The organism is Planktosalinus lacus, assembly GCF_014640155.1.
Taxonomy (GTDB): Bacteria; Bacteroidota; Bacteroidia; order Flavobacteriales; family Flavobacteriaceae; genus Planktosalinus; species Planktosalinus lacus.
The window spans coordinates 174067-200169 of sequence record NZ_BMGK01000002.1 but is presented as its reverse complement, the minus strand read 5'-3'; the positions used below and the strand labels follow the sequence as shown (position 1 = coordinate 200169).

The window sequence follows — 26103 nt, the reverse complement described above, 5'->3', positions numbered from 1 at the left end:
GGCTTTACGTCCCTTATTAGAGTTGACCTTTTTTATTTTTTATTTTTTAATTGTTAATTATTAATTCTTCATTCATCCACCTTTCACCCTCCGCAGACCCCCCGATCCGCCATAGGCGGAGAGGCCACTGCGCAATTTGAACTTCCCTGATATAGTTTGATAATTTTTCATTATTAATTTTTATTTTGCCTACAGCCTACAGCCTACAGCCTACAGCCTACAGCCTACAGCCTACAGCCTACAGCCTACAGCCTACATGATCAGAGTTGACCATTTTGAAACAATCAAGTCATTTTTAATTATTCATTATTAATTCTTCATTTACATACCAGTAAACCTTTCACCCTCCGAATCCGCCTGAGGCGGAGAAGGAGGGAGTCAACCAGATAAAAGTAACTAGTAATTAGTGATTAGGGGTTAGTGTTAAAAAACTAATCACTAATTACTAATCACCCATCACCCACCATTTACTTCCCTGATATAGGTTGACTATTATTTATGATTATTTCTTAATTTTTATTTTGCCTACAGCCTACAGCCTACAGCCTACAGCCTACATGATCAGAGTTGACCATTTTGAAACAATCAAGTCATTTTTAATTATTCATTATTAATTCTTCATTTACATACCAGTCAACCTTTCACCCTCCGTATCCGCCTGAGGCGGAGAAGGGGGGAGTTACCCATTCACCGTCCCTAAATACACACTGGGCGAAGCCCGTTTTTCCTCGGGGCGTACAAAGGCCATCCATAGCTGATATTCTACGGGTTCTTTGGATTGTGATAAGGAGATTGTTGCACTAAGCGTCTCGCGGTGGGCCTTGTTTTTATAGTAAATAAAGCGGGAGCGTCCCGTTACATTCATCACCAGTAGCAAGCGGTCATCGGGATAGGCCACCGCCTGGTGCGTATTGTCCTCCCAATGAATAGAGATATTCAGTTTTTCACTTGTTTCATCCACATCAATCAAGATTCCTTCAGGAATACGCAGGTCACCAAAAGTGACGAGGACTTTGGCATAATCAATGGCATAACCTCCTTCCTCGGCAGGATAAAGGGCTTCCTTCATAAAATAGGACTTGGCTGCATCAAAACCGTAGGTATTCTTTCTAAAAGGCATAAAAGCCTCTTTGATCAAGCCTTTTAAAGGCGATAGAAAATCCATAGCCAGTTTCATCTTGGAACGCTGGAACTTTTGAAGCGGGGAGGGCTTCACCCTGCTCATATCCGGTTTGATAGTGATGACCTGCTTATTGGTTTTTTTGTACTTTTTCAGGACCGCATCCCCAAGCTTTCCGGACATGCTACCCAACGGATTTTCTGTAATAATTGCCATAACAGTAGGTTTTTAAGGTTTTCATTACCATCCCGCTACAGAAACAAAACAATACCCAAAACAGCAAATGAAAACGTGGTTATACTCCACCAAACATAAAACAAATAGTTTAATTTCCCAAAATAATGGTATCTTTGAGTATAGATATAGCAAGGGTTAAGGCTATATTAACACGTGCATCCTTCGAGTAAACAACGTTTATCTTGCGTAAATAGGGACTTTATACGGAAGAGACTCGAAGGATGGACGAAAGATAAACGAATTTATATAGGGAGTATCCTACCAGTATTGTTTGTCTATCAATATGATTTCTGAGTAGCAATTCCCTCCTTCTCCGCCTCAGGCGGATACGGAGGTTGAATGGGTTTTCGTAAGAATGAAAAATCATTTCCAATTTAAACCCCACACTTGATCCTGCCTTTTTGTGTTTGTACGTTTTGGGAATGGGTTGCCATATTATTGAAATATTCAAAATATATGCGACCCCGCCAAAGGCGAGTCATATATTTGTAGCAACAGGCAACGATTCAAATTTGACCCCAGCGGGGTCACATCTTTGTAGCAACGGGCAACGATTTAAATTTGACCCCAGCGGGGTCACATATTTGTTGTTGTAGTAGTAGTAGTAGTAGCAAAGAGCATGAATTCCATTTTGACCCCGCCAGAGGCGGGTCACATATGTGTAGGCTAAAGTCCTATGTCTTACGTCTTATCGTCTTACGTCTTAAATCTTAAATCTTACATATTACCGTCCTAAGTCAAAAAAAATCCCCGCAGTCAAAAACCACGGGGATTCTATGTGTCGTTTTTTAATCGGTTATAGAAAGGTTAGTCCGATTTTTCTGTTCAGACCTTGCTCAAAAATTCTGATTAAAGTTGAGAGCTGAATATTTCCTTTTGCATTTTCTAGTTTCGATATGTAACTTTTTTTGGTTCCTGACTTATCTGCCAATTGTTCTTGTGTCATATTTGCTTCTTTTCGAGCCGATTTAAGCATTTCACTAATGATAAACATTTGAGCACCTTCTTCGTATTTGTTACGACTTTCAGTTCCAATTTTTCCGTGTTCAAGTTCGATTAGCTCGTCAAATGACTGTATGTCTTTATAATCTTTCATTTTCTTATTTTTTTTGCTAAAATATCGATTCATTAATTGTACCGCTTTGTCAATTTCATTTTGCGGTGTTTTTTGTGTCTTTTTTTGAAACCCGTTAAAGAGTACAACAAGTTGTCCTTTATCAAAGCAGCAAAAAATCCTGTAGATGTTCGATTGATATTCAACACGAATCTCATAAAGTCCGTCAGTTCCGGTGATATGGTCTAAAAACTTTTTAGGAACTCGGTCTACTTGTTGAATCAGTTCGAAAACATATTGAATTTTACCTTTGACTTTTTGATCTTGCTTTTGGTAAAACTCAATAAAGTGGTTCTCATAGAAGATAATCTTTCTGCTCACTCAGCAAAGTTATCTCAAAAGATAACATTTTCCAAATTTTTGTTGGATGATTTTGTTTGGTATAAATGCACCATAACAATCAACTATTAGCTTAGGGTGGCACGCGGATGACACTGATTATGCAGGTTTTTACTGATACAATTTTAAAAATAAACTGATTACTGATTTTAGTTAATGCTATGCTAGTTAATGGATCAAATATCGCTTGGAACTTGCCTTTCGACCCTTTGTCAAGCTCAGGAAGACAAATATGGAGTCATTGCGAATGACAACTTATTGATGACATTCCAAATCTAGATTCCTCCTGTACCCTCCTTTGGCGGGGCAAAGCTGACGAAACTCCTCCAACCCTCCCTTTCCCTGGCCCGCCTTTGGCGGGTAGGAGGGTTGGATAAATTTTAAGATTTTTTTTTAAATTTGATAAACCACACTTAGAATAAATGTCAAAAAAATTAAACCCATATCATGATGAGAGTATGTTTAGAGGTGCTCCTACCAGCTCCTTTTCAAAAGCAGAATCGCTTAGAAATAAAATGACTAATGCTGAGACTTTGCTTTGGGAAGCGCTAAAAAATAATCAACTTGATGGGTTTAAATTCAGGAGGCAGCATCCAATCCATCTTTATATCGCTGATTTCTATTGCCACAAACTTAAACTTGTTATTGAAATTGATGGAGCATATCACAAAACTAAAGAACAAAAAGTTATCGACAAACAAAAAACATTTGACTTAGAATCTCAAGGATTAAAAGTGGTTCGATTTACAAATGAGAAAGTTGAAAGTAGTTTAGATGAGGTTCTAAAAGGTATTAGAGAACTTGCCAAAGAAATTATTGATAAATAATTCCGCAACATTGTCCCAACCCTAAAGGGTGTGGCGCTTCGGTGCCGGGTTTATTTCAACTATCAAATTGAGTTTTCAACCGCCGACCTTCTTTTCCCTAATCCTCGTCTGTTTGTTTGAGCTTCAATCCCGCGCCATTGCCCCATCCCTAAAGGGTGTGGCGCTCGCTTATTTTTTTTTAATATCATTTATATTTTTCCGCCTCCCGCCTTTGGCGGGCCGGGGCAAAAGCGGACGAAACAAAAAAATCCCCGCAGCATAAAAACCACGGGGATTGTTATTTTATAAAAACAAATCGAATTAATTCGACAGTCTAAATGTCACACGGCGCACCAATTGGCGGGCTTGTGCGGAGTCTCTGTTGACTGAATCATCTTCACCACCGCCACGGGCTGTCAGGCGGTTGCCGTCGATGCCGGCGGCTACCATCAGTTCTTTTACCTTATTGGCTCTGCTTTCAGACAACTGGGCGTTGTATTGGGCATTGCCAATTTCGTCTGCAAAACCAATCAGTTCGGCTTGGGCACCCGGATTTTGTTTCATGTAGGTAATCAGGTAGTTGACGGCCTGTAAAGAATAGGTTTCCGGTTGGTCGCTGTTGAAGCGGAAATATACATTTACATATCCGCTGTCGATGAGTTCTTTGATATTTAAGGAACCGGACTGCGCAGCTTGATCAAGGGCTGCTTTTTTCGCATAGCGTTCATCCAGTGCGCTTTCCATTTCGTCAGGGATGCCATTGTTGTTGGCGTCAATCGCGCGTCCTTTGGTATCTACTGCGACACCGCTAATGGTGTTGGGCTCGCGGTCCAGATAATCGGGCACGCCATCCTGATCTGTATCAATCAGATCGGTTTCCACTTTGCTTAAACGCTCGTCCAGTGAATCCAGTTGGCTGTAAATGGCCTGCTCTTCAGAATACCAGTCGGCGTGTTTGTCATGTTGACCCAGGTAAAGGGTAATCCCCACTGAGGCATTCACCATATAACCGTTTAAACCACGTGTTTGATTGTCACTCACCACCTGATCTAAAGGCATGGCACCGTCCCAAGGGGTATTGTGACGCACGTGGCCCAGGATGCTGAGGTCACCGGTGAGGGCAATGCTTTTTCCTAAACGCAGCTGTGGGGTAATTCCAGCCATAATGTTCAGCATATTGTCGGCACTGTCAAATTCTATGGGTTCTTTGGGTTTGTTGGCTGAATAGCCAAAACCACCGTGTATCAATACATTGACATAGTCACACCATTCCCGAAAGCCTAAGATAGACCCTAAGTTAATGACTCCTTGTAAGTTGGCCCGGTAGTATTCGGTTTTAAACGGCATACTGTTATCATCGCTTTCAATGCTGTTGTAGCCGAAGTCCAGCTTGGCACCAAACTTTTCATTGAACATATAGCGCACGCCCAGTCCGCCTTGCCAGAAGGAAGGCGTGGAGGCATAGTAGCCGGGTGAAAACGGAGTGGCCGCCTTATGGGCACCTCCTTGGAGCTCGATAGACCATTGGTTGTAATTTGTTTCCTGCGCCCCTACTGTGAGTGTCCCAAACACAAACAAAAGGCATAAAGTAAATTTTCTCATCATTTTAAAGATTGTTAAGTTCCCTGCAAAGATAGGGATATTGTAGCGGTATCAAGGAAATATGTTAAATTTTAGACAAACGTACACGCGTATGTGTGGCTTTAAGCTGTATGCTGTAAGCTATAAGCTTTATGCTATAGGGTCAGTGATAGGAATGAATTAAGAATTAAGAATTTTGCAACCCCACGACTGAGTAAACAACCCGCCACCTCGCAACCCCGCATACCCGATAACCCGTACACCCGCCAACCCGAACACCCGCAAACCCGAAAACTTTCCCTATTTTTACACAATCAATTTATACCATGGAAACAACCAACATAGACATCACAAAAAAAAATCAAAACCACTATAACAAGCGGTATGCAGCGGTTTCCATTAAGGGTATTGAACAGAAACTAAAGAACCTGGAGGCTTTTTTAGCCGATGCCACGACGACCGATACCAGTTGGGTGGCGATGTTTCGGAATCATTTTAAAAACCAACTTTCCGGAAAAAAGGTACTCGAACTGGGCTGTGGCGATTGCACTTTATCGGCTGTGATGGCAGGCTTGGGAGCAGCAGTAACGGCCAATGACATTGCTGATAAGAGTGGTGAGATTATTGCTAAAATCAATGAAGCAGCACTAACGGATATCCCCATTACATTTATCCAGGGCGATTTTTTAAAACAGGAGTTCCCGCCCGGTAGTTTTGATTTGGTAGTTGGCAAAGCCTTTGTACACCATTTGACCCATGAGCAGGAAGCGGCTTTTTACCAAAAAATAGCCTATTTATTAAAACCTGAAGGCGAAGTGCGTTTTGTAGAGCCGGCTGTCAATAGTAAGCTACTGGATGGGTTGCGGTGGATGGTCCCGGTACCCGGCAGGCCCTCCAGTTTACAATTCAAGAAATTTGCGATCTGGAAAGCTGCTGACCCGCACCCTGACCGCAGCAACAGTAGCAGCCACTATCAAAAAATGGGCTTGCAGTATTTTCAGGAAGTCGAGATCATCCCCATTGGCTTTATCGAGCGTTTTAACCGCTTGTTTCCCAACAGCAAAACCAACCGGGCGTTTAGAAGAAAGGCGTACCGATGGGAAGCACGTTTCCCGCAATGGGTGCAACGCTATTTTGCAAAAGCCCAGACGATGGTGTTTAGAAAACCTATTGCCGCAAAGACAGAAATCTCTGGAATCTCATAATTAAACCTGACCACTGCTAATTACAAGTTACTACTAGACTAACACCTTTCATCGATAACCCGTCTTGCGTTAAAGAAACTCACCATCTCAAAAATCAGCATACTTTTCCTATTTTTCAATTTATTCCTAAGCTAGGAACGAACAACCAACCACTATTTCCATAATCATCCCCACTTACAACCATACGTAGCTTAATTAGGAGACCTCATTTGAAATAATTGTATTAATTTAGAACTTTTATAAGCCTAAAGTTTTATGAAATTGACAAAGCTATTCAGAAAAAAAGTTTTAATAACCATTTTAACAAGAACATCAAATCGTCCTTTGGGTTTTGAAAAATGCAGGAAATCTATTGAAAATCAAACATATAAAAACATTCGGCACATAGTAAGTTATGATAATGATAAGGATTTAGAATACCTTTCAAAATATAAAAAAATTGAGTATTTAAAAGTATCTCCAATAGTTGTTGAGCCGAAGGATAATACAAAAAACGGCCATTTTAAATTTGCACCCTATAATTTGTATTGCAATACACTTTTAGAAATGGTAAAAAAAAGTTGGATAATCTTTTTAGATGATGACGATATGCTACTTCACAATGAGGTAATAGCTGAAATTGTAAATGAAATTAACAGTTGTAAAAAAAACACCTTATTGATTTGGCGTATGCGATATCCTGATGGTAAATTACTTCCGCCTGAAGATCAAATGGATAGAAAAGTTATAAAAATGTCAAAAATTGGGGCACCTTGTGTTGCATTTCATAGTGACTATAAAAAATACGCGTATTGGGATTGTTGGAAAGGAAGTGATTTTAGAATAATTATTAGCTTGTTTAAAAAATTAAAACACAAACGTTGGATTTATAAACCTTATATACAAATAAATAATTTTGGAGATTTTGGCAATAAAAATGATATTGAGATTTAAGAAAGTAAATTGAAATTAACAACAACAAAATGATTTTTAACCCATTAATATCTGTAATTGTTCCCTGTTATAATCATAAAAACTTTATAAATAAAAGAATTGACAGTATCTTATACCAAACATATCAAAATTTTGAAATAATTATTTTAGATGATGCTTCTTCTGATAAAAGTGATTTAGTGTTAAAATCTTATAAGCAAAATGAGAAAGTTAAAGAAATTATAGTAAACAAAACCAATAGTGGTTCTCCATTTGGTTTGTGGCAAAGAGGTTTTAATTTAGCAACAGGAGACTACATTTGGATTGCCGAAAGCGACGACTGGGCAGATAAAGCGTTTTTGGAAAGCTTGGTTTTAGCAATGCATCAACATGATAAAATTGTACTGGCCCATTGCAATAGTATATTTGAAACCGAAACAAAATCTTTTCATAATACCTGGTGGGACTCATTAAGTAAATCAAAATGGGAGCAATCTTTTGTAGAAGAAGGAGCAGTACTCTTAAAAAATTTTGGCAAATATAAGTGTCCGGTTATAAATGTATCGTCAGCAATTTTTAAAAAAGAACTACTTGTTGATATTGAAATACCAACTCAGTATCGTTACTGTGGTGATTGGTGGTTTTGGGCACAGGTTTTTAAACAAGGTAAAGTTGCTTATGTGGCAAAACATTATAATCATATCCGCATCCATAAAACTTCTGCTACGGCAACAAAAGCAATTAAAACATACAACCGCTTTTTAGAAAATGTTAAAGTAATTAATCAAATTCACATGTTACTCGATTCAAAGCTAACCTATGATACTAAATATAATTGGTTGCTTGATATATGGCTTTCATTTATGAAAAATAATCGTAATTATTTAGAATTAAAGTATTATAAAAATCAATTGCCCCTAACTTTTAAAATTGTTTTTTTAATCAAGTTACTAAGAGTAATTTCTTGGCAGTTGCTAAAAAAAATACGGGGATGATTCCAAAAATTATACATTACTGTTGGTTTGGCAAAAAACCAAAACCGCGATTGGTTCAAAAATGTATTGAAAGTTGGAGTCAATATTGCCCAAATTTTAGAATAAAAGAGTGGAATGAAGACAACACCGGGCATGTTGACACACCCTTTTTCAGAAATGCCCTTAGAAAAAAACAATATGCATTTGCTGCAGATTATATTCGGGCACTGGTGCTTTATAAGGAGGGAGGTATATACTTAGATACTGATATGCTCTTGCTAAAACCCATAAACTCATTGTTACACAATCGTTTTTTTATTGGTGAAGAAGCACCCGGAAGAATAAATTTTGCAATATTTGGTTCAATTTCAGGGAATTATATCCTTGAGTTTATGCTTAAATTTTATCATGACAGGAATTTTGATTCATTCTCTCCGCCTGTAATTACGCATACGTTTTCTTCCTATGTATTTGATATGACAGTTGAAGAGGATATCATCTTTCCGGCTGAGGTATTTTATGCAATGCCTTATGGACACAGTATAGAAGATTACAGCAACTTTATTACACAAAAAAGTTTGGCCGTCCATTTATGGAATCATTCATGGAAACCCCATAAAAAAGAAACAACAAAACAATACTTTAAAAATCTATTAGAGGTGTTAAATGATTATTTTTTTTATGGATATTCAATAAAATATCTCAAAAGATATGGCAAAGAGTTTTTAAGAAAAATATATTATAAACTATTTAAACAAAAATAAACCTTGAAAATCCTTCACATCACATACAGTAACAAGGGTGGCGCAGGAATTGCCGCAGAGCGTTTGTTCAAAGCGATGCAACAAACGGGTTTGGAAGTGGCTTTTTTGTCTAAAAATAAAACAGTTGATTTTGAAGGGATTGAAATAGAAGACCCTTTTTTTGGGTATAAAAAATCCGGCTTATTTTCAAGAACACTTACTAAAATAAAGAAAATGTTATTTCCGGGTGAAAAAGAAAAACACCTAAATGCTTTTAACAAACTGAAACCTCTAATGCATTTTGAAATAGCTACTTTGCCCTATAGCCGGTTTGATTTGATGAATCATCCTTTGGTTCAAAAGGCAGATATTATTCATTTGCACTGGGTAGCCGGCTTGATAGACTACCCCACCTTTTTTGAATACCTAAAAAAGCCTCTTGTTTGGACTTTACACGATATGAACCCTTTTTTAGGACTCTTTCATTACAAAGGGGATATGATAAACAATGCTTCTATAGCCGGAAAACTTGATAAAGAGATTATAGCATTAAAACAGGGAGCATTAAAAAGTGTTAAAAATGCCGCCATTGTATGTCCGTCAAACTGGATGCTTTCCCATGCCCGCGATTCCGGAGTGTTCAATCATTTTAAATCGGTTTGCATTTCCAATACGCTTGATTTTGATCAATTTTTCCCCCAGGACCAAGCTGTATTACGTAACAAGTATGATCTTGATAAAGATGCTTTTGTCTTGCTTTTTGTTGCTGATGGACTCAAAAGTCCACGTAAGGGAATGGACTTACTGTTTGAAGCTTTAAAAAACATTGAAACGCCACTTAAGATTCTAACCATTGGTAAGGGAGAATTGCCTGAGTTTAAACATCACCAATTGCGAGAATTTGGTAAAATCTTACAACCCGATAAAATGGCAGAAATATACAATCTGGCCAATGCAGTTGTTTTACCCAGCCGCGAAGATAACCTGCCCAATGTTTTGCTTGAAGCCCTGGCTTGCGGGTTGCCGGTGATTGCTTTTAACTCCGGTGGTACTTTTGAACACCTTTATAAAGAAAAAACCGGTATCTTAGCTGAAGAATTTACAGGCACCTCTCTGGCCACTGCCATTTTGAGTTTTTTAAATCAAAACAATTCTTTTATGAGCGAAGAAATAACAGGTTATGCTCAAAACCAATTTCATTTTAATACGGTTGTTAAACAGTATCAAAAATTATATGATAACTTGAATGAACTCAATAATGAAAAAGAATAAAACAGCCTTAATTACAGGAATAACAGGACAAGATGGAGCTTATTTAAGCGAATTTCTTTTGCATAAGGGTTATAACGTGCACGGACTGAAAAGACGTACTTCATTGTTTAATACAGATCGCATTGACCACTTGTACCAAGATCCTCATGAAGAAAACAGAAACTTTTTTCTCCATTATGGCGACTTGACCGACTCTTCAAACATCACGCGTTTAATTCAGGAAATACAACCTGATGAAATATACAATCTTGCTGCTATGAGCCATGTGGGAGTGTCTTTTGAAATGAGTGAATATACAGCCAACGTTGACGGGTTGGGAACACTGCGAATACTAGAGTCTGTGAGATTATTGGGATTAGAGAAAAAGACTAAAATTTATCAAGCTTCCACTTCTGAATTGTATGGTAAAGTTCAGGAAGTTCCACAAAATGAACAAACACCTTTTTATCCCAGAAGCCCTTATGGGGTTGCAAAGCTGTATGCCTACTGGATAACTGTAAACTATCGTGAGGCCTACAATTTATTTGCCTGCAATGGTATCTTGTTTAATCACGAATCTCCCATAAGAGGAGAAACCTTTGTAACACGTAAAATTACCCGGGCTGTTTCTAAAATAGTTTTGGGACTCCAGGACACTCTATATATTGGAAATCTTGATGCAAGTCGCGATTGGGGTCATGCTAAAGATTATGTGAGAATGATGTGGATGATGCTTCAATATGACAAAGCTGAGGACTGGGTGATTGCTACCGGAAAATCCACCACCGTCAGAAAATTTATTCAATTGGCATTTAAGGAAGTAGGGATAACTATCGTTTTTGAAGGTAAAGGAAAGAATGAAAAGGGCATAGTGCTAAAATGTGAAAATCCGTTATACAAGTTATCGAAAGGGAAAGTTGTGGTGGAAGTAGATATAAATTATTTTCGTCCCACAGAAGTCGATTTACTTGTTGGTGATTCTTCCAAAGCTAGAAATATACTGGGATGGGTGCCGGAATATGATTTGAAGGATCTCGTTAAGGAAATGATGGAATGCGACTTGGTATTAATGCAGAAGGAGAAGTACCTCAAAAAAGGGGGGTTTGAAACAAAAAATTACTTTGAATAAACTGTGAATAAAGACTCCAAAATATATGTTGCCGGTCACAAAGGTTTGGTAGGTAGTGCCATTTATGAAAACCTCATGGCTCAAGGATACAGCAATTTGATTGTCAAATCAAAGGATGAATTGGACTTGACAAATGGAGTAGCTGTGCAGCAATATTTTGAAACTGAAAAACCGGAATTTGTATTTCTCGCTGCAGCTAAAGTGGGTGGAATTGCAGCCAACCACACCTATAGAGCAGATTTTATATATGAAAACTTGATGATTCAAAACCACGTTATTCATCAAAGCTATTTACACGGAGTTAAAAAACTTCTGTTTTTGGGTAGTACTTGTGTATATCCCAAAAATGCACCACAACCTATAAAAGAAGAAAGCCTGCTTATGGGTGAATTGGAATACACTAACGAACCTTATGCCATCGCTAAGATTGCCGGGATGAAGATGTGTGAAAGCTACAACATTCAGCATGGCACCAATTTTATTTCGGTAATGCCCACCAATCTTTATGGTCCAAGAGATAATTTTGATTTTGACTCTTCACATGTACTACCAGCCCTTTTACGAAAAATCCATCTTGGGAAATTATTGGAAAATAACAATTGGGATGCCATTCGTAAAGATTTAAACCTGCTTCCTGTGAATGGTGTAAACGGAAATCAACCACAAGAAAACATTTTAAATGCTTTAAAAAATGTAGGAATTGATTACCATCAAAATAAAACAACCATAGAAATTTGGGGCAGTGGAAAACCAAGGCGGGAATTTTTATGGTCTGAAGATTTGGCCGATGCTTGTGTTTTTATAATGAATACATTAAATTTTAGTGATTGTATTTCAGATACCAAAGAAATTAAAAACTCCCACTTGAATATAGGGACCGGTTCAGATATTTCAATTTCAGATTTAGCCGTTTTGATAAAAAATGAAACTGGCTTTATGGGTGATTTTACTTATAATACAGAAAAGCCCGACGGGACAATTAGAAAACTAACAGATGTGGGCAAATTATCTTCCCTGGGATGGAAATCAAAAAGGACACTTGAGGCGGGCTTAAGGGAACTTTATAAATGGTATATCGACAGATAATATTATGAAAAAAATTCTATCTATTATCACCATAAATTACAACAACCGTGAAGGGTTGCAAAAAACCCTGGATTCAGTCTTTTGTCAAAGCTTTACCGATTATGAATATTTGATTATTGACGGGGCGTCTACTGATGGAAGCAGGGAAGTGATAGAAAACCATAAAAACCGGTTTACTTATTGGGTGAGTGAACCCGATGATGGCATATTTAATGCCATGAACAAAGGAATTGCCCGTGCAAAAGGTGAATACCTTCTTTTTTTAAATAGTGGTGATTGTCTGACATCAGAAACAGCCTTGGATAATTTTATTAATCATAAAGATTTTCAAGGTGATATAGTCTATGGGGATTATACGTTTGAACATGGAGAGAAAATCTATCCGGACCATTTAACACCTTACTATTTTATGAAGACTTCGCTGCCCCATCAAAGCACCTTGTTCCATAGAAGTGTATTTGAACATATTGGTGGTTATGACGAGTCTTTCAAAATGGTGAGTGACCGGGCGTTTTATTTGAAATGCTTTTTAAGTGGGCGGTTTACTTTTAAACATATTCAATACCCGTTAACCTTATTTGATTTAACAGGTTATAGCAATGATGCTGCTCATAAAAACAAAAAGTTTGTTGAAGATGAGCGAATGTTTCAAGAGCTTTATGGTCTGTATTATGATGATATGAAGCAGCTTAAAAAGCAAACTGCCCAACTGGACAAATGTCGCAGGAACACATTCCACGGCATTTGGAAACGAATAAAAAAAAGAATGGGTTAACATCATGATACAGCCATTAGTAAGTGTTATTATACCCACCTATAACAGGGGTACATTTTTAAAACAAGCATTGCAAAGTGTAGCTGATCAAACCTATAAAAATATTGAAATTTTGGTTGTTGATGATGGTTCATCATCTGACGAAAATCAAAGAATTTGCAAACAATATACCAATGTATCCTATATAAAAATACCTAATAGTGGTGGACCTGCTAAACCACGAAACACTGGTATAAGAAAAGCAAAAGGAAAATTCATAGCATTTCTGGACGATGATGATTTGTGGATGCCTTTCAAGATTGAAACACAAGTGAATATCCTTTCAGAAAATTTAAGTTTTGGTTTAACACATTCACCTTGCCAGGTAATAGATGAAAATGGAAAATTGCAAGATATCATAATAGGAAGACCAGGCACATATAATTTAAAACATGGAGATGTTTCTATGAAAATGTTGGGTAATTGGACGTTGATGATGCCAACACCCCTGGTAAGAAAATCAGTAATTGAACAAGTCGGTTATTTTAATGAAAGTATTCCTTCAGCACTTGAAGATGTTGAATTTTGGACACGGTGCTCATTTATTACAAAATTTTATTACTGTGATAAACCCTTAGCATTATATAGGAAACATGATCAAAACATTTCAACAGCTAATGATAAATATATAAATCTTCCCTTATATCTAAAAAAAATATTAAACAATCAGTATAATCAAAATCGAATAACAAAAAAACAATATAATCAATTACTTAATAATACTTGTCAAAGTCAAATTAAATTGTTAAAACAATACCCTTTAAAGGGAGTTTTAAAATTGTTCCAGTTAGATATATTTTGGCTTTTTAAAAAAAACAATTTAAAAATGATAATTTATATATTATTTTTTAAATAAATATTTTCAAATCTGAATTTTCAAAATTAAACACCTCTTTAAAATATATTTTATTTCTTTAATCTTGCTGTATATACCTCTGAGAAATTATAAATTGACCATCAGTATAAGCTGGTTATTTTTCAATTTTTTAATTTTAGACCGGAATTCATTAAAAAAATATTTTAGAAATTCATAATTATGAGAGTTGGTTCAAATCCGGAGAAAGGAAAACACATTCAAGATAAATTTTATCATCGCATAATTGTGCCTATATATGTGCCACATTTAAATGATTACTTCAAATTTGGTTTAAATTTCACAAAGCTATGTATAGAGTCTCTCTTAAAAACAATTCACGCAAAAAGTGCTATAACGGTAGTAAATAATGGAAGCTGTAGAGAAATAACTACTTATTTACAAGAGCTGTATACTAAAGGAAAAATTGATCAATTAATTCATTTTAAATCCAATATAGGTAAAATTGATGCGGTTATATCCATAGCTAAAACAACTTCAGAGGATTTAATTACTATCACAGATGGGGATGTTTTGTTTAAGGACGGTTGGATTCAGGAAGTCGAAAAAGTTTTTGTCAATTTCCCGGAAGCCGGTATGGTTTCACCCGTTCCACACGGAACTTTATTTATGACCCACACTTCAAATACTATTTTTGATGCATTATTAAAAGGAAATTTAAAATTTCAATCACTTTGTGATCAAGAAGAGATGTTACAGTTTGCTAATAGTATTGGAAGACAAAGCTCTATGTATAAGAATAAACAGTTTCTTGAGAACCAATTGACAGTCTCAAGAAAAGGGTTTTCAGCAATTGTGGGATGTGGTCATTTTGTATCCACTCTTCGAAAAGAGGTTTTTAAACACACTCCTAATCAAAAAAGCAAATTAGCTTATGCAGCTTCTGCAGACAGGGATTATATAGATCAACCTTTAGAAAAAGCAGGGTTGTGGCGATTAGCAACGGTAGGTAATTATGCTTATCATATTGGTAATATACCGGAGAATTGGATTGAAAAGGAATTTTTAAAGATACAGAGTTCTGAAAAAGAAGAATTAAAAATTCCAAATTCTAAACGAATTCAAATACCTTATTTTATAAAGCATTTTATTGTTAACAGATTGCTTTTGAACAAGTTTGTAAGGCCAGTATTATTTGATTTTTTAGGTTTAAAAAAAGAAAAATGAAAGGAAAGAATATTTTAATCACCGGCGCAACCCGTTCAGGGTCAACTTGGGTAGGGAATGTAATAGGCGCCCACCCTAAGGTGGACAATATTATTGAACCTTTTAACCTTAACAGAATTAATAGATATAAAATAATTGATCTAGACTATTGGTTTCCAAAGGTTACTGAAAGAAGTGAAATAGGACTTCAAATTAAAGTAAGAAAACTGATTAAATATTACTTGAATACTAATTTCTTTTATTTAATAACTAATTCTTACAAAAGTTATGAAGGGCATAGTATTTTAATTTCAAATAAAAAAAGATTACGTAGAGCTTGGAGGCCAATAAAAATGATAAAAGACCCTATAGCTGTTTTTTCAGTTCCTTGGTTGGTCAAAGAGTTTGATTTAAACCCTGTTATTCTTATTAGGCACCCTGCCGCTTTTGCATTAAGTATAAAAGATAAAAACTGGTGGTTTGATTTTGATGACTTTCTTAGACAACCAATTTTTTTTAGTGATGGATTGGAAAGTCTTAAAGACGAGGTGATTCAATATCAAAAAGATATAAAAGAGAAAGATATAGTTGACAATGCTGCTTTACTATGGAAAATCATTTATGCACAGGTTGGTATATATCAGGAAAAAAACCCTGAATGGTACTTTATTACCCATGAAACTTTATCTTTAAATCCAATTATAGAATTTCAAAAGTTATTTGAATATTTAGAATTACCTTTTACTAATCAAGTGAAAGATTATATTCAGAAATCAACAAAGGCAAAAGATCATGGTAAGCATTTTAGAGATTCACTAACAAATGCAATTAAATGGAAAAAAAACTTAAGCCAAGAGGAACAACAGCGAATTGCTAAATTAACCAGCCCAATTTATGAAAGGTTTTATAATAAGTTTTAGATTATGATCAGGAAATTGATATTTAAAATTATTGAAAAGGTTCTTAATTATAATCGTTTTGAACAAAAAGGTAAAGTTAAAGTTAACGGGTTGGTAAAAGGGCTTCAAAACGTCAAGTTTGAAGGTGGTAATTTAGTTGCTAATAATTGTAATTTCAGTGGTCAAATAAAAATTGGAAAAAATTCTACCTTAGGTTATAATTCGACAATTCATGGTAAAGTAACAATTGGAAAATATTGTCAGCTAGGACCCTATTTAAGTATAATAACAACTAACCATCCCACTGAATATTTATCTATTTATGTGAATAAACAGCTATTTAACGGTGAATTATTAAAACTCAAAACAAATAAAAAAACGATTATTGGCAACGATGTTTGGGTTGGTCAAAATGTCAGTGTTCTGGGAGGAGTTTCAATTGGAAATGGTGCCGTGATTGCAGCGGGGTCAGTTGTGACAAAGGATGTTCCTAAGTATTCAATAGTAGCAGGGGTGCCTGCTAAAATAATAAAAATGCGTTTTAAAGACTCTACGATTGAGGAAATAGAAAAATTGTCATGGTGGGATATGTCAAATACTGAACTTGAAAAGATTAAACCTTTGTTTTTTAAAAATCTTAATAAAACAGAAATAAATTAATTATACCCTCCTATTCTCTTTAAAGACATATTTTATTCAAAACCCTAAAAGATGTTTTATTCTAATCTAAACATCCCACTTCATTGTAGTTGAGGACTTCTGAAGAATTCTTATTTTTAGAATCGATTCTACTACTTCTAAGAGCATTCAAATTGTTGACATCATTTTCATTAGCAATTGTATTCTTATTTCTATACCTAGATCAACTATGTTCACTGTACAATTTATTGAATTTGTTATTTTCTTTTTTTAAAATTAACTTTTGGAGATCAAATCAAGTTTAAACTGATTGTTAAGACATTTTTACAAAAAAAAAGGTCTTAGTGTCCGTTCCTCAATAGGAATGTTTTATTTTTATCGCTATAAGATACCTCCTTATGTCTAAAAGAAATATTGCTGTAGTGATTACCGCCCGTCCATCTTATAGTAGGGTAAAATCTGTTTTAACCGCTATTGAAGCCCATCCTAACCTTCGGTTGCAGCTTATTGTTGCGGCTTCTGCCTTACTGGATCGCTATGGATCAGCTGTCAATTACATCGAACAAGATGGGTTTAACATTGATGCCAGGGTATTTAATGTACTGGAAGGTGAAAACCTGACTGCTGCCGCTAAAACAACCGGGATTGGTATTCTTGAATTGTCTACCGTTTTTGACAATCTGAGTCCTGATATTGTGGTCACAGTAGCCGATCGTTTTGAAACCATGGCGACAGCCATTTGTGCATCTTATATGAATATTCCATTGGCACACATTCAAGGAGGCGAGGTCACCGGAAACATCGATGAAAAAGTGCGTCACGCCATCACTAAATTGGCCGATTACCATTTTGTGGCCTCTGAAGATGCCGAGAAACGTGTACTCAAACTAGGCGAGGATGCTGGGATGGTTTTTAATACGGGGTGCCCATCCATAGACCTTGCTGCGCCGGTACTGCAAAGCAAGGGCCTTTCGTTTAATCCATATAAAAAATATGGCGGTGTGGGCGCACAGCCTGCTTTAGAAAACGGCTATATAGTAGTGATGCAGCACCCGGTCACCCATGAGTATGCGCTTTCGAGAAAGCAGGTTGAAGCGAGTTTACAAGCCATAAACCATCTGAAAATTCCCACGCTTTGGTTCTGGCCCAATGTAGATGCTGGGGCAGACGGTACGTCCACCGGTATCCGCGCTTTCCGGGAACATCACGCACTGGAACACGTTCATTTCTTTAAAAATATGGAAAGCTCTGATTTTCTTGAATTACTCTATCACAGCAAAGGGCTGGTGGGTAACAGCAGTGTGGGCATTCGGGAATGTGCTTTTCTGGGTGTACCAGTAATCAATATCGGCACCCGGCAGCACCGCCGACAACAGGGTGGCAATGTAGTGGATGTGACATATGACAAAGAAGCCATCAAAGCTGCTGTTGAAAACCATTTTCAAAACGGTCGCTTAAACAGTTCAGATATTTACGGCATCGGTGATGCAGGAAAATCAATCGCAGCACTGCTCAGTTCCTTGCCATTGCGGTTTCATAAGACGATTGTTTATTAAAGGAAATTTCAAAAGATAATCACCATATTCCAAAAATTAAATAATTGACAACATTAAAAATTAAACATTGAACCAAAAACCCAACATCCTTGCTGTTATTCCCGCCCGAGGCGGAAGCAAAGGTATCCCTGGTAAAAACATCAAATTGCTGGGAGGCAAACCGCTCTTGCAGTATACGGTTGAAGCGGTCCGGGAAAGCAGCTTATTGTCGCGGGTGATCCTTTCTTCTGAGGATACCGCAATCATTGAGGTGGCAAAATCGCTTGGGGTGGAGGTTCCGTTTGTTCGACCCGCACAGCTGGCAATAGACAATTCGGGTTCGCTGGAAGTGGTGCAACACGCCTTGGCATTTTTTAAGGAAAAGGGTGAATTTTTTGATGCAGTGTGCTTGTTGCAGCCCACCACGCCCTTTCGGGAAAAAGGGAGCATCGACGAGGCCCTTCAGCAGTTCATCAACCGGGGTGTTGATTCCCTTGTAAGTGTCAGGGAAGTGCCGGCGGAATACAATCCGCATTGGGTGTTTGAGGCCGATGAGGAAGGCTGTTTGCATAGTGCTACCGGCGACCGGGACATCATCAAAAGACGGCAGGAGTTACCCAAGGCCTATTTCCGGGACGGGAGTATCTATTTGACAAAAACTGATGTGATCCTTCAACAAAACTCTTTGTATGGAAACAGCATAGGGTATGTGGTTTCAAAAGGAAAGCGGTATGTGAATCTTGATACTTTGGCTGACTGGGAGCGGGCTGAGGATTTAATTAATGAGAGTCTAAAATGAAAATTAATTATTACTTTCATTCCAATATTGATTTGGCTAGAAGTTAATTTAATTTTATAGAAATGTATTTTTTTAATTTATAATAGCTAATGGAAATAAATCCAAAAATTTCTTTTGTAAGCCCGGTATATCAAGCAGAAAAATCATTAGACAAGTTACTTTTTGAGATTCAAAGAGTTATGAAAGATATAGGTGAAACCTATGAAATAATCTTTGTAGATGATAGAAGCACAGACAAAAGTTGGGAGGTATTACAAAGGCTATCTTCAACCCATAGTGAAGTTAGAAGTTTTCGATTAAGTAAAAATTTTGGTCAACATCCGGCAATTTTAGCGGGTTTATCTCAGTCAAAAGGAGAGTGGGTTGTTGTTTTAGATTGCGATTTGCAAGATCAACCAATGGAAGTTTTGAAACTTTATAATAAAACTAAAGAAGGTTATGATATTGTATTAGCAAAAAGAAAATTTAGAAATGATAGTATAATAAAAAAGTTTTCTTCCTTTTTGTTTTCAAAAATATTTAGTTACTTCACAAATACTCGATATGATAATGAAGTAGCTAATTTTGGCATCTATAACAAAAAAGTAATTCAGTCTATATTACAAATCTCAGATTATATACAATTTTTTCCGCTTTTCGTTAAACTCGTTGGTTATAATTCCACTGCTGTTGAGGTTGAACACGCTTCACGAACTGAAGGCAAATCAAATTATAGTTATAAAAAACTAGTCAAACTAGCTTTTAATGTCATTATATCATATTCAAATAAACCACTTAAAATATTTGTGAAGTTAGGGCTCAGTATTTCTTTCATTTCATTTCTAGTGGGTTTATATCATTTATATTTGGCATTGACGAATCAAATCTTAGTTCTTGGTTACAGCTCGCTTATTATTTCCATTTGGTTTCTTTCCGGAGTGATGATTACAATTATTGGTGTTTGTGGTTTATATATTGGAAAAATATTTGACCAGACTAAACGGAGGCCAATTTACATAATTGATGAAATATTATGACTGTAAAATTTTTAAATTGGGATTCTGATTTTTTTAATAAAAAAATTGGCGAAATATTATATACGACCAAAAAAGAGCTAATATCTATTGATGGATCTTATGATTTGATATATGTAAAACAAAAAGAAAAATTTGATGTAGAGATTGATGGTTTTGAAAAATCATATGATGAAATTAAAGTTCTTTTTGTGAAGGAAATAAAAAAAAGAATTCAATTAAAAAATAATTATGTTTTTTCTGCACGTGACATTAATTTTGAATTAGAAAAAGTATATGAACTAGCATACCAAAGTGGAGTCTATAGCCGGTTTAAATTAGATAATAAGTTTCAAGAAATTGAATTTAAAAAACTTTACAGGACTTGGGTCGATAATTCTTTAAGTAAAGAAATAGCTGATGACATTCTTTTAATTAGTAAAGACAAAACTATTCTAGGGTTTGCTGCTTACAAGATTTTTAAAGAATATGCTCAAATTGGCCTTATAGCTATTAATCCAGAATATCAAGGGAAGGGTTTTGGAAAAATGTTGATGAATAGTGTTGAAAATGAAGCACTAAGTAAAAACATTAAAATTCTAAAGGTTACGACTCAATCAAGGAATCAATTAGCGTGTGAATTTTATTTAAAATGTGGTTATTTTATTGAGAAAAAAACTATTATTAAACATTTTTGGAAAAAATGATACCATTTAATAAACCATACCTTTCAGGAAGTGAATTGGTATATATAGAACAAGCAATTAAGTTTGGTAAGTTGTCTGGAAATGGCTTTTTTACAAAAAAATGCCATTTATTTTTTGAAGAAAAATATGGTTTTAAAAAAGTGCTGCTTACAACATCTTGTACAGATGCACTTGAAATGTGTGCAATATTATCAAACATTCAACCCGGTGATGAGGTAATTGTACCTAGCTTTACTTTTGTTTCTTCTGCTTTGGCCTTCATTAGAGTGGGTGCAAAAATTGTTTTTGTGGATTCGTATAGAGATCATCCGAATATGGATTCAAATATGATAGAGGGATTGATAACATCAAAAACGAAAGCTATTGTTGCTGTGCATTATGCAGGTGTTGCCTGTGACATGGATTGTATAATGGAACTTGCAGAAAAATATAACCTTGTTGTAATTGAAGATGCTGCACAAGCTATTGATAGTTTTTATACTGGAAAGGATGGAAAAAAAAGAGCATTAGGCTCCATAGGTCATTTAGCCGCCTTTTCATTTCATGAAACAAAAAATATAATTTCGGGTGAAGGTGGAATGCTTGTCATTAATGATGAACGATTCATAGAAAGATCTGAAGTTATTTGGGAGAAAGGAACAAATAGGGCAAAATTTTTTAGAGGTGAAATTAATAAATATGAATGGGTGGATATTGGCTCATCTTTTTTGCCCTCTGAGATTATTGCTGCATTTCTATGGGCACAAATCGAGAATTTGGAAGAAATACAAAAAAGAAGATTGAAAATTTGGAACACTTATTTTGAAAATTTGAAAGAATGGGTGAAACCTCTTAATATCAAAACACCCAAAATCCCTAAATATGCAACAAATAATGCTCATATGTTTTATTTGGAATGTGCTTCCTTAAAACAACGAGCTTCATTAATAGAACATTTAAAAAAAAATAAAATATTAGCTGTAACGCATTATGTTAGTTTACATTCCAGTCCTTTCTACAAGGAAATCCATGGAAGAAGGGATTTGTGCAATAGCACTTATTTTACTGATAGGCTACTTAGGCTACCATTTTATTATGAATTAGATGTTGATAAAGTTATAAATGTATTAAACCAATATGAAGAATAAGTTATTTATTTTTATAAACTATTCGTTTTTTATTTTATTACTAATCTACTTAGGGGTTTCTACTTATTTCTTTCTAAATAGACCTGTTGGTGCTGGAGACGAGAGTTTATTTATTAATGATTTAATTTTGATAAAAGAAATCGGTTGGATTGAAGCAATTAAAGAAAGTATTTCAATTCCATATATGCTGTTGGCCTATCCGTTTTCATTAATTTTGGAAGAATATATTGCCTTAAGGTTTGTTAATATTCTACTGTTAATAATAACTTTTTTTTATTTTTTTAAAATCGATAATAGAACTTCATTGAAAGGGTATTTTTATATTATATTTTATCTTTCAACTGTAGGTTTTTTTTATTATGGAACAAATGATACTCTTTTTTTTATCTCTTTGATAATTTTTATCAATGAAGTTTACCGTGCAGCTTTTAAAAAAACATTTCATTTGAATATTGCTTTAACCGCTTTGGTAATATGTATTTTCACTAGGGAATTATTTGTTATTTATTTTCCAATTATAATTTTTGGATTTTATATTTTTTTTAAAACAAAAATTAAGTTTTCCAAGAGACTCCAAATTCCAATATACTTACTTATTTTTTTATTTGTTTTGAATATTCCATCTTTATTACAAAATGGCCATTTTTCCTATGATAATAAAAAGCCGCCAAAAGGAATAGAGGTGTCATGGTCTCAACGTCAATATCTTGCTCAATTGATGGTTAACAAGGGAGAGCTAAATAACTTTCAACATCCTTCTTGGGAAGAAACTCAAAATTATATCCAGATTCACGGAAAAGAATCACTTCCAGATGGAATTATTAAAAGTTTAATTCACGATTTTAATGTTACTTTTAAAGAGTTTTTTAAGGATCTGGTATATGTGCTAATATATAGTTCTCGATCATTAGGGATCATACTTTTAATAAACACGCTATTTTTTATAGTGTATACAGTTAAACATAAAAAAGTTGATAATTTTAGTTTTGTGCCAATCATTACATTAATGATGATTTCGATATTTTCATTAATTATTATTTCTTATGTAGAAATGCGTTGGTTGGCTCCTGTCTTTATTATGTCTATAATATTCTATTCAGATTTAGAAAAAAATCATAAAATACCAAATATTTTAAAATACAGTAATCGACTAATTATGATTCTTTTTTCTATTTACGGAATCATTAATCTAACTAATAAAATTCAACTTTTTCAATAATGTACCTAAGTTTCCAAACCCATGTATAAGAAATATACAGGCAATAAACTTGTGCCTTAAAAGTAAGCATTAAAAACAGTTATGGAAAAACAGTCAAAGATATTACCTGTGTGTTTTTATAATAGAAGGAAAGCACTTTGTTGAAATAAAGATTTTGATAGAAAAGGAACCGTTGTAAAAACTAATTAAGGTTAACCAAATGTGAAAATCAATTTTACATTAATTGTTATTTAATTGGTATAACATATACCTTGCAGTTTCAAAAATATTTCTTTTAGAAATAAATTTTTAAATTAAAATACATATTTTGTCAATATTCATGCCTGAACAAAAAAAAATATTTCTAATGTTACCTGACGGTATTGGGATTAGAAATTATCTTTATACTAATGTATTTGATGACATAGAAAAGGAATGTACTATAGTTCACAATTTTGATGTAGAAACAATTGAGTATATAAAAAGTGTTACAAATATTAAAAGAGATTTTGAGCTTCCTAATTATAAAGAGACTGTTTTAGAAAAATTTTACAGAGAGTTAATTTGTGTTTCCAGATTAAGGTTTAATACCAAATTGACAAACAACAAGACCATATTAAAATCTTGGAATTATAATTATACGAGTTGGCATAAAAAGTTGTTTTATATTCTGGTTACATTTATTTCAAAATTTATAAAAAACTACAGATCTATTTTATACTTAGAGAAAAAGTATGCACAGTCAGTAGAAACCAATCCTTTTTATATTCAGCTGGTAGAAATTTTAAAAAAAGAACAACCAGCTAAAATATTTTGCACCCATCAAAGAGCTATTAAGGCTGCTCCATTGATGCAAGCTGCTAAGAAACTCGGTATTGAAACTATAACTGTGATTTATTCCTGGGACAATTTACCCAAGGCCAGGCTGGCTTTAAGAACAGATTTATTCTTGGTATGGTCTGAACATATGAAAGAGGAGATGAAACAATATTATCCTGAAATACCGGAATCAACAATTCATATTACCGGCACACCACAATTTGAACCTTATTATAAAAGTGAAAATATAATTCCAAAAGAAGAATTTTTTAGTAAATATGGTTTAAATACATCAAAAAAAAATATTTGCTTTTCAGGGGATGATGTGAAAACGTCGCCAGACGATCCTAAATATTTGAATGATCTAGCTGAGGCTATTATGACCACTAGACTTCATAAAGATTATCAAATTATATTAAGACAGTGTCCGGTAGATGTATCGGGGCGTTTTAAACACGTTATTGACAAATACCCTGGCTTAATAAAAGAAGTTGCACCCGTTTGGCGTTTTGATGGAAAGACACATTGGACAACTGTTTATCCGGATAAAAACGATTTAAAAATTTTGACATCCACAGTGTTTTATTCTGATTTGGTGATTAATGTGGGTTCTACCATGGCATTTGATTTTGCTATGTTTGAAAAACCATGTATTTTCATAAATTATGACCAAGAAAATAAGACTGTTCCGGGATGGTCAGTAAAAACAATTTATCAATTCCAACATTTTCGAACAATGCCTAAATCTCAGGCTGTATATTGGTTAAATGACAAAAATGAAATCAGTGAGATGCTTCAAAAAATTGAATATGCTAAAGTCCAAAAAGGAATGGAGTTATGGAAAATGGCTGTTTTAGGAGATTTTCAAAACGCTTCAAATAAAATCAATAAATTATTAAAGAGCTAATGCACATTTGTTTTATAACTTCAGAATATCCAAAACCAGGATACCCGCATGGAGGAGTAGGAACTTTTGTAAAAATCATTGCTAATAAGTTAGTAGAATTTGGCCATAGGGTAAGTATTGTTGGGATAAATTATGAAAACAAGTCTGAGGAAGAATTGAATGATGATTTAAAAATATACAGGTTAAAACCTAAAAATTACAAAGGAATTACATGGTTTTTAAATAGTAAATCTATTTCTGATAAAATAAGACAAATACATAATAACGAAGCTATTGACATAGTTGAAAGTGCTGAATTGGGGCTGGCCTTTATAAAGAAACAGAAAAACATAAAATACATAATTAGACTTCACGGAGGGCATCACTTTTTTGCAGAGGCAGAGAAAAGAAAAATAAATCGTTGGAAAGGCCTTCAGGAAAAAAGGTCTTTTAAAAAAGCTGATGCTTTTATTGCTGTTTCAAAATATGTAAAAATTCACACCTCGAAGTATTTGAGTTATCATGGAAAACCTGTTAGAATCATAAAAAATCCTTTATCAATTGAAAAATTTAAACCAGATTCAAACATACCTGTAAATCCCAATAAAATAGTATTTGCAGGAACTGTGTGTGAAAAAAAAGGAGTCAGGCAGTTAATTTTAGCATTACCATATATAAAAAAAGTTAATCCTGAAGCAGAAATACATATTTATGGAAGAGATTGGTTTTTTAAAGATAATACCTCATATATTAACTTTTTAAAAAAAAATACACTTCCACAAATTGGAGAGCATATGAAGAGTGTTTTTTTTCACGGTCCTGTAAGTTATGATAAAATAAGTGAAATATATGCAGGAGCAAAACTTTGTGTTTTTCCGTCTCATATGGAAACTCAGGGTCTTGTAGCACCTGAAGCAATGGCTATGGAAAAAGTGGTAGTTTTTTCTCTAACCGGACCGGGTCCGGAAACAATTGTGCATCAAAAAACCGGACTGCTCTGTAATCCATACAGCCCGGAGGATATAGCCGATAAAGTAAACTGGGCATTAAGTAACCCTAATAAAGCAGAATCTATTGGAAAAAATGCCAGAGCTTTTGTTGTAAAAACTTTTGATCAAGAAAAAATAATAAAAGAAAATATTGATTTTTTTAATGAATTAATAAATTAAAT

Annotated in this window: 24 protein-coding genes; 21 read left to right on the top strand and 3 right to left on the bottom strand. The window is 34.8% G+C overall.

Annotation, left to right across the window (positions count from 1 at the left end; translation table 11 throughout):
- Positions 1 to 679 precede the first annotated feature (679 nt).
- The gene (locus tag IEV69_RS03125; protein ID WP_188439361.1) at positions 680 to 1303 is read right to left on the bottom strand and encodes a DUF6266 family protein; all 624 of its coding nucleotides are present in this window, start codon (positions 1301 to 1303) and stop codon (positions 680 to 682) included.
- Between the two features lie 850 nt (positions 1304 to 2153).
- Entirely contained in the window at positions 2154 to 2792 is a 639-nt protein-coding gene (locus tag IEV69_RS13980) for a type II toxin-antitoxin system RelE/ParE family toxin (protein ID WP_308420127.1), read from the bottom strand.
- Between the two features lie 440 nt (positions 2793 to 3232).
- Between IEV69_RS13980 and IEV69_RS03110 the strand changes: the two genes are divergently transcribed.
- Entirely contained in the window at positions 3233 to 3637 is a 405-nt protein-coding gene (locus IEV69_RS03110) for an endonuclease domain-containing protein (protein ID WP_229741295.1), read from the top strand.
- 300 nt (positions 3638 to 3937) lie between these two features.
- Here the strand turns inward: IEV69_RS03110 and IEV69_RS03105 are convergent, their stop codons facing one another.
- Entirely contained in the window at positions 3938 to 5032 is a 1095-nt protein-coding gene (locus IEV69_RS03105) for an OmpA family protein (RefSeq protein ID WP_229741307.1), read from the bottom strand.
- A gap of 491 nt (positions 5033 to 5523) precedes the next feature.
- Here IEV69_RS03105 and IEV69_RS03100 point away from each other — a divergent pair, with 491 nt between their 5' ends.
- From IEV69_RS03100 to IEV69_RS03005, 20 genes are all read left to right on the top strand, one after another.
- On the top strand, positions 5524 to 6402 hold the full coding sequence (locus IEV69_RS03100; protein WP_188439359.1) for a class I SAM-dependent methyltransferase: 879 nt from the start codon (positions 5524 to 5526) through the stop codon (positions 6400 to 6402).
- A gap of 255 nt (positions 6403 to 6657) precedes the next feature.
- On the top strand, positions 6658 to 7335 hold the full coding sequence (locus IEV69_RS03095; protein WP_373283648.1) for a glycosyltransferase: 678 nt from the start codon (positions 6658 to 6660) through the stop codon (positions 7333 to 7335).
- A 29-nt stretch (positions 7336 to 7364) separates the two neighbouring features.
- Positions 7365 to 8309 carry a glycosyltransferase family 2 protein gene (locus tag IEV69_RS03090; RefSeq protein ID WP_188439355.1) on the top strand — a complete coding sequence of 315 codons (945 nt, stop codon included), beginning with the start codon at positions 7365 to 7367 and terminating at the stop codon, positions 8307 to 8309.
- A complete protein-coding gene (locus IEV69_RS03085) occupies positions 8306 to 9052 on the top strand; it encodes a glycosyltransferase family 32 protein (RefSeq protein WP_188439353.1) in 747 nt (248 codons plus the stop codon). The genes IEV69_RS03090 and IEV69_RS03085 overlap by 4 nt, the downstream gene beginning before the upstream one ends.
- A 3-nt stretch (positions 9053 to 9055) precedes the next feature.
- Positions 9056 to 10303 (top strand): glycosyltransferase, encoded by a 1248-nt coding sequence (locus IEV69_RS03080; RefSeq protein ID WP_188439351.1) that lies wholly within the window; start codon positions 9056 to 9058, stop codon positions 10301 to 10303.
- Positions 10290 to 11411, top strand: coding sequence for a GDP-mannose 4,6-dehydratase (gene gmd, locus IEV69_RS03075; RefSeq protein WP_188439349.1), 1122 nt, complete (start codon positions 10290 to 10292; stop codon positions 11409 to 11411). Before IEV69_RS03080 ends, gmd begins: the two co-directional genes overlap by 14 nt.
- Positions 11412 to 11414: 3 nt before the next feature.
- The gene (locus IEV69_RS03070; RefSeq protein ID WP_188439347.1) at positions 11415 to 12497 is read left to right on the top strand and encodes a GDP-L-fucose synthase family protein; all 1083 of its coding nucleotides are present in this window, start codon (positions 11415 to 11417) and stop codon (positions 12495 to 12497) included.
- Between the two features lie 4 nt (positions 12498 to 12501).
- The gene (locus IEV69_RS03065; RefSeq protein WP_188439345.1) at positions 12502 to 13272 is read left to right on the top strand and encodes a glycosyltransferase family 2 protein; all 771 of its coding nucleotides are present in this window, start codon (positions 12502 to 12504) and stop codon (positions 13270 to 13272) included.
- Between the two features lie 4 nt (positions 13273 to 13276).
- Positions 13277 to 14167 (top strand): glycosyltransferase family 2 protein, encoded by an 891-nt coding sequence (locus IEV69_RS03060; RefSeq protein ID WP_188439343.1) that lies wholly within the window; start codon positions 13277 to 13279, stop codon positions 14165 to 14167.
- 180 nt (positions 14168 to 14347) lie between these two features.
- A complete protein-coding gene (locus tag IEV69_RS03055) occupies positions 14348 to 15352 on the top strand; it encodes a glycosyltransferase family A protein (protein ID WP_188439341.1) in 1005 nt (334 codons plus the stop codon).
- Positions 15349 to 16251 (top strand): sulfotransferase domain-containing protein, encoded by a 903-nt coding sequence (locus IEV69_RS03050; RefSeq protein WP_188439339.1) that lies wholly within the window; start codon positions 15349 to 15351, stop codon positions 16249 to 16251. Before IEV69_RS03055 ends, IEV69_RS03050 begins: the two co-directional genes overlap by 4 nt.
- Before the next feature lie 3 nt (positions 16252 to 16254).
- Positions 16255 to 16890, top strand: coding sequence for a CatB-related O-acetyltransferase (locus IEV69_RS13975; protein WP_308420126.1), 636 nt, complete (start codon positions 16255 to 16257; stop codon positions 16888 to 16890).
- Positions 16891 to 17267: 377 nt separating this feature from the next.
- The gene (neuC, locus tag IEV69_RS03040) at positions 17268 to 18425 is read left to right on the top strand and encodes a UDP-N-acetylglucosamine 2-epimerase (RefSeq protein WP_188439337.1); all 1158 of its coding nucleotides are present in this window, start codon (positions 17268 to 17270) and stop codon (positions 18423 to 18425) included.
- Positions 18426 to 18492: 67 nt separating this feature from the next.
- Complete coding sequence (locus IEV69_RS03035; RefSeq protein WP_188439335.1) at positions 18493 to 19203, top strand: acylneuraminate cytidylyltransferase family protein; 711 nt, start codon at positions 18493 to 18495, stop codon at positions 19201 to 19203.
- 89 nt (positions 19204 to 19292) lie between these two features.
- Positions 19293 to 20219, top strand: coding sequence for a glycosyltransferase family 2 protein (locus tag IEV69_RS03030; RefSeq protein WP_188439333.1), 927 nt, complete (start codon positions 19293 to 19295; stop codon positions 20217 to 20219).
- Complete coding sequence (locus tag IEV69_RS03025) at positions 20216 to 20902, top strand: GNAT family N-acetyltransferase (protein WP_188439330.1); 687 nt, start codon at positions 20216 to 20218, stop codon at positions 20900 to 20902. The genes IEV69_RS03030 and IEV69_RS03025 overlap by 4 nt, the downstream gene beginning before the upstream one ends.
- On the top strand, positions 20899 to 22029 hold the full coding sequence (rffA, locus tag IEV69_RS03020) for a dTDP-4-amino-4,6-dideoxygalactose transaminase (protein WP_188439602.1): 1131 nt from the start codon (positions 20899 to 20901) through the stop codon (positions 22027 to 22029). Before IEV69_RS03025 ends, rffA begins: the two co-directional genes overlap by 4 nt.
- Positions 22019 to 23248 carry a hypothetical protein gene (locus tag IEV69_RS03015; protein ID WP_188439328.1) on the top strand — a complete coding sequence of 410 codons (1230 nt, stop codon included), beginning with the start codon at positions 22019 to 22021 and terminating at the stop codon, positions 23246 to 23248. Before rffA ends, IEV69_RS03015 begins: the two co-directional genes overlap by 11 nt.
- A gap of 319 nt (positions 23249 to 23567) precedes the next feature.
- Positions 23568 to 24953, top strand: a complete 1386-nt coding sequence (locus IEV69_RS03010) for a CDP-glycerol glycerophosphotransferase family protein (RefSeq protein WP_188439326.1) — start codon at positions 23568 to 23570, stop codon at positions 24951 to 24953.
- Entirely contained in the window at positions 24953 to 26101 is a 1149-nt protein-coding gene (locus IEV69_RS03005) for a glycosyltransferase family 4 protein (protein ID WP_188439324.1), read from the top strand. Before IEV69_RS03010 ends, IEV69_RS03005 begins: the two co-directional genes overlap by 1 nt.
- Positions 26102 to 26103 lie beyond the last annotated feature (2 nt).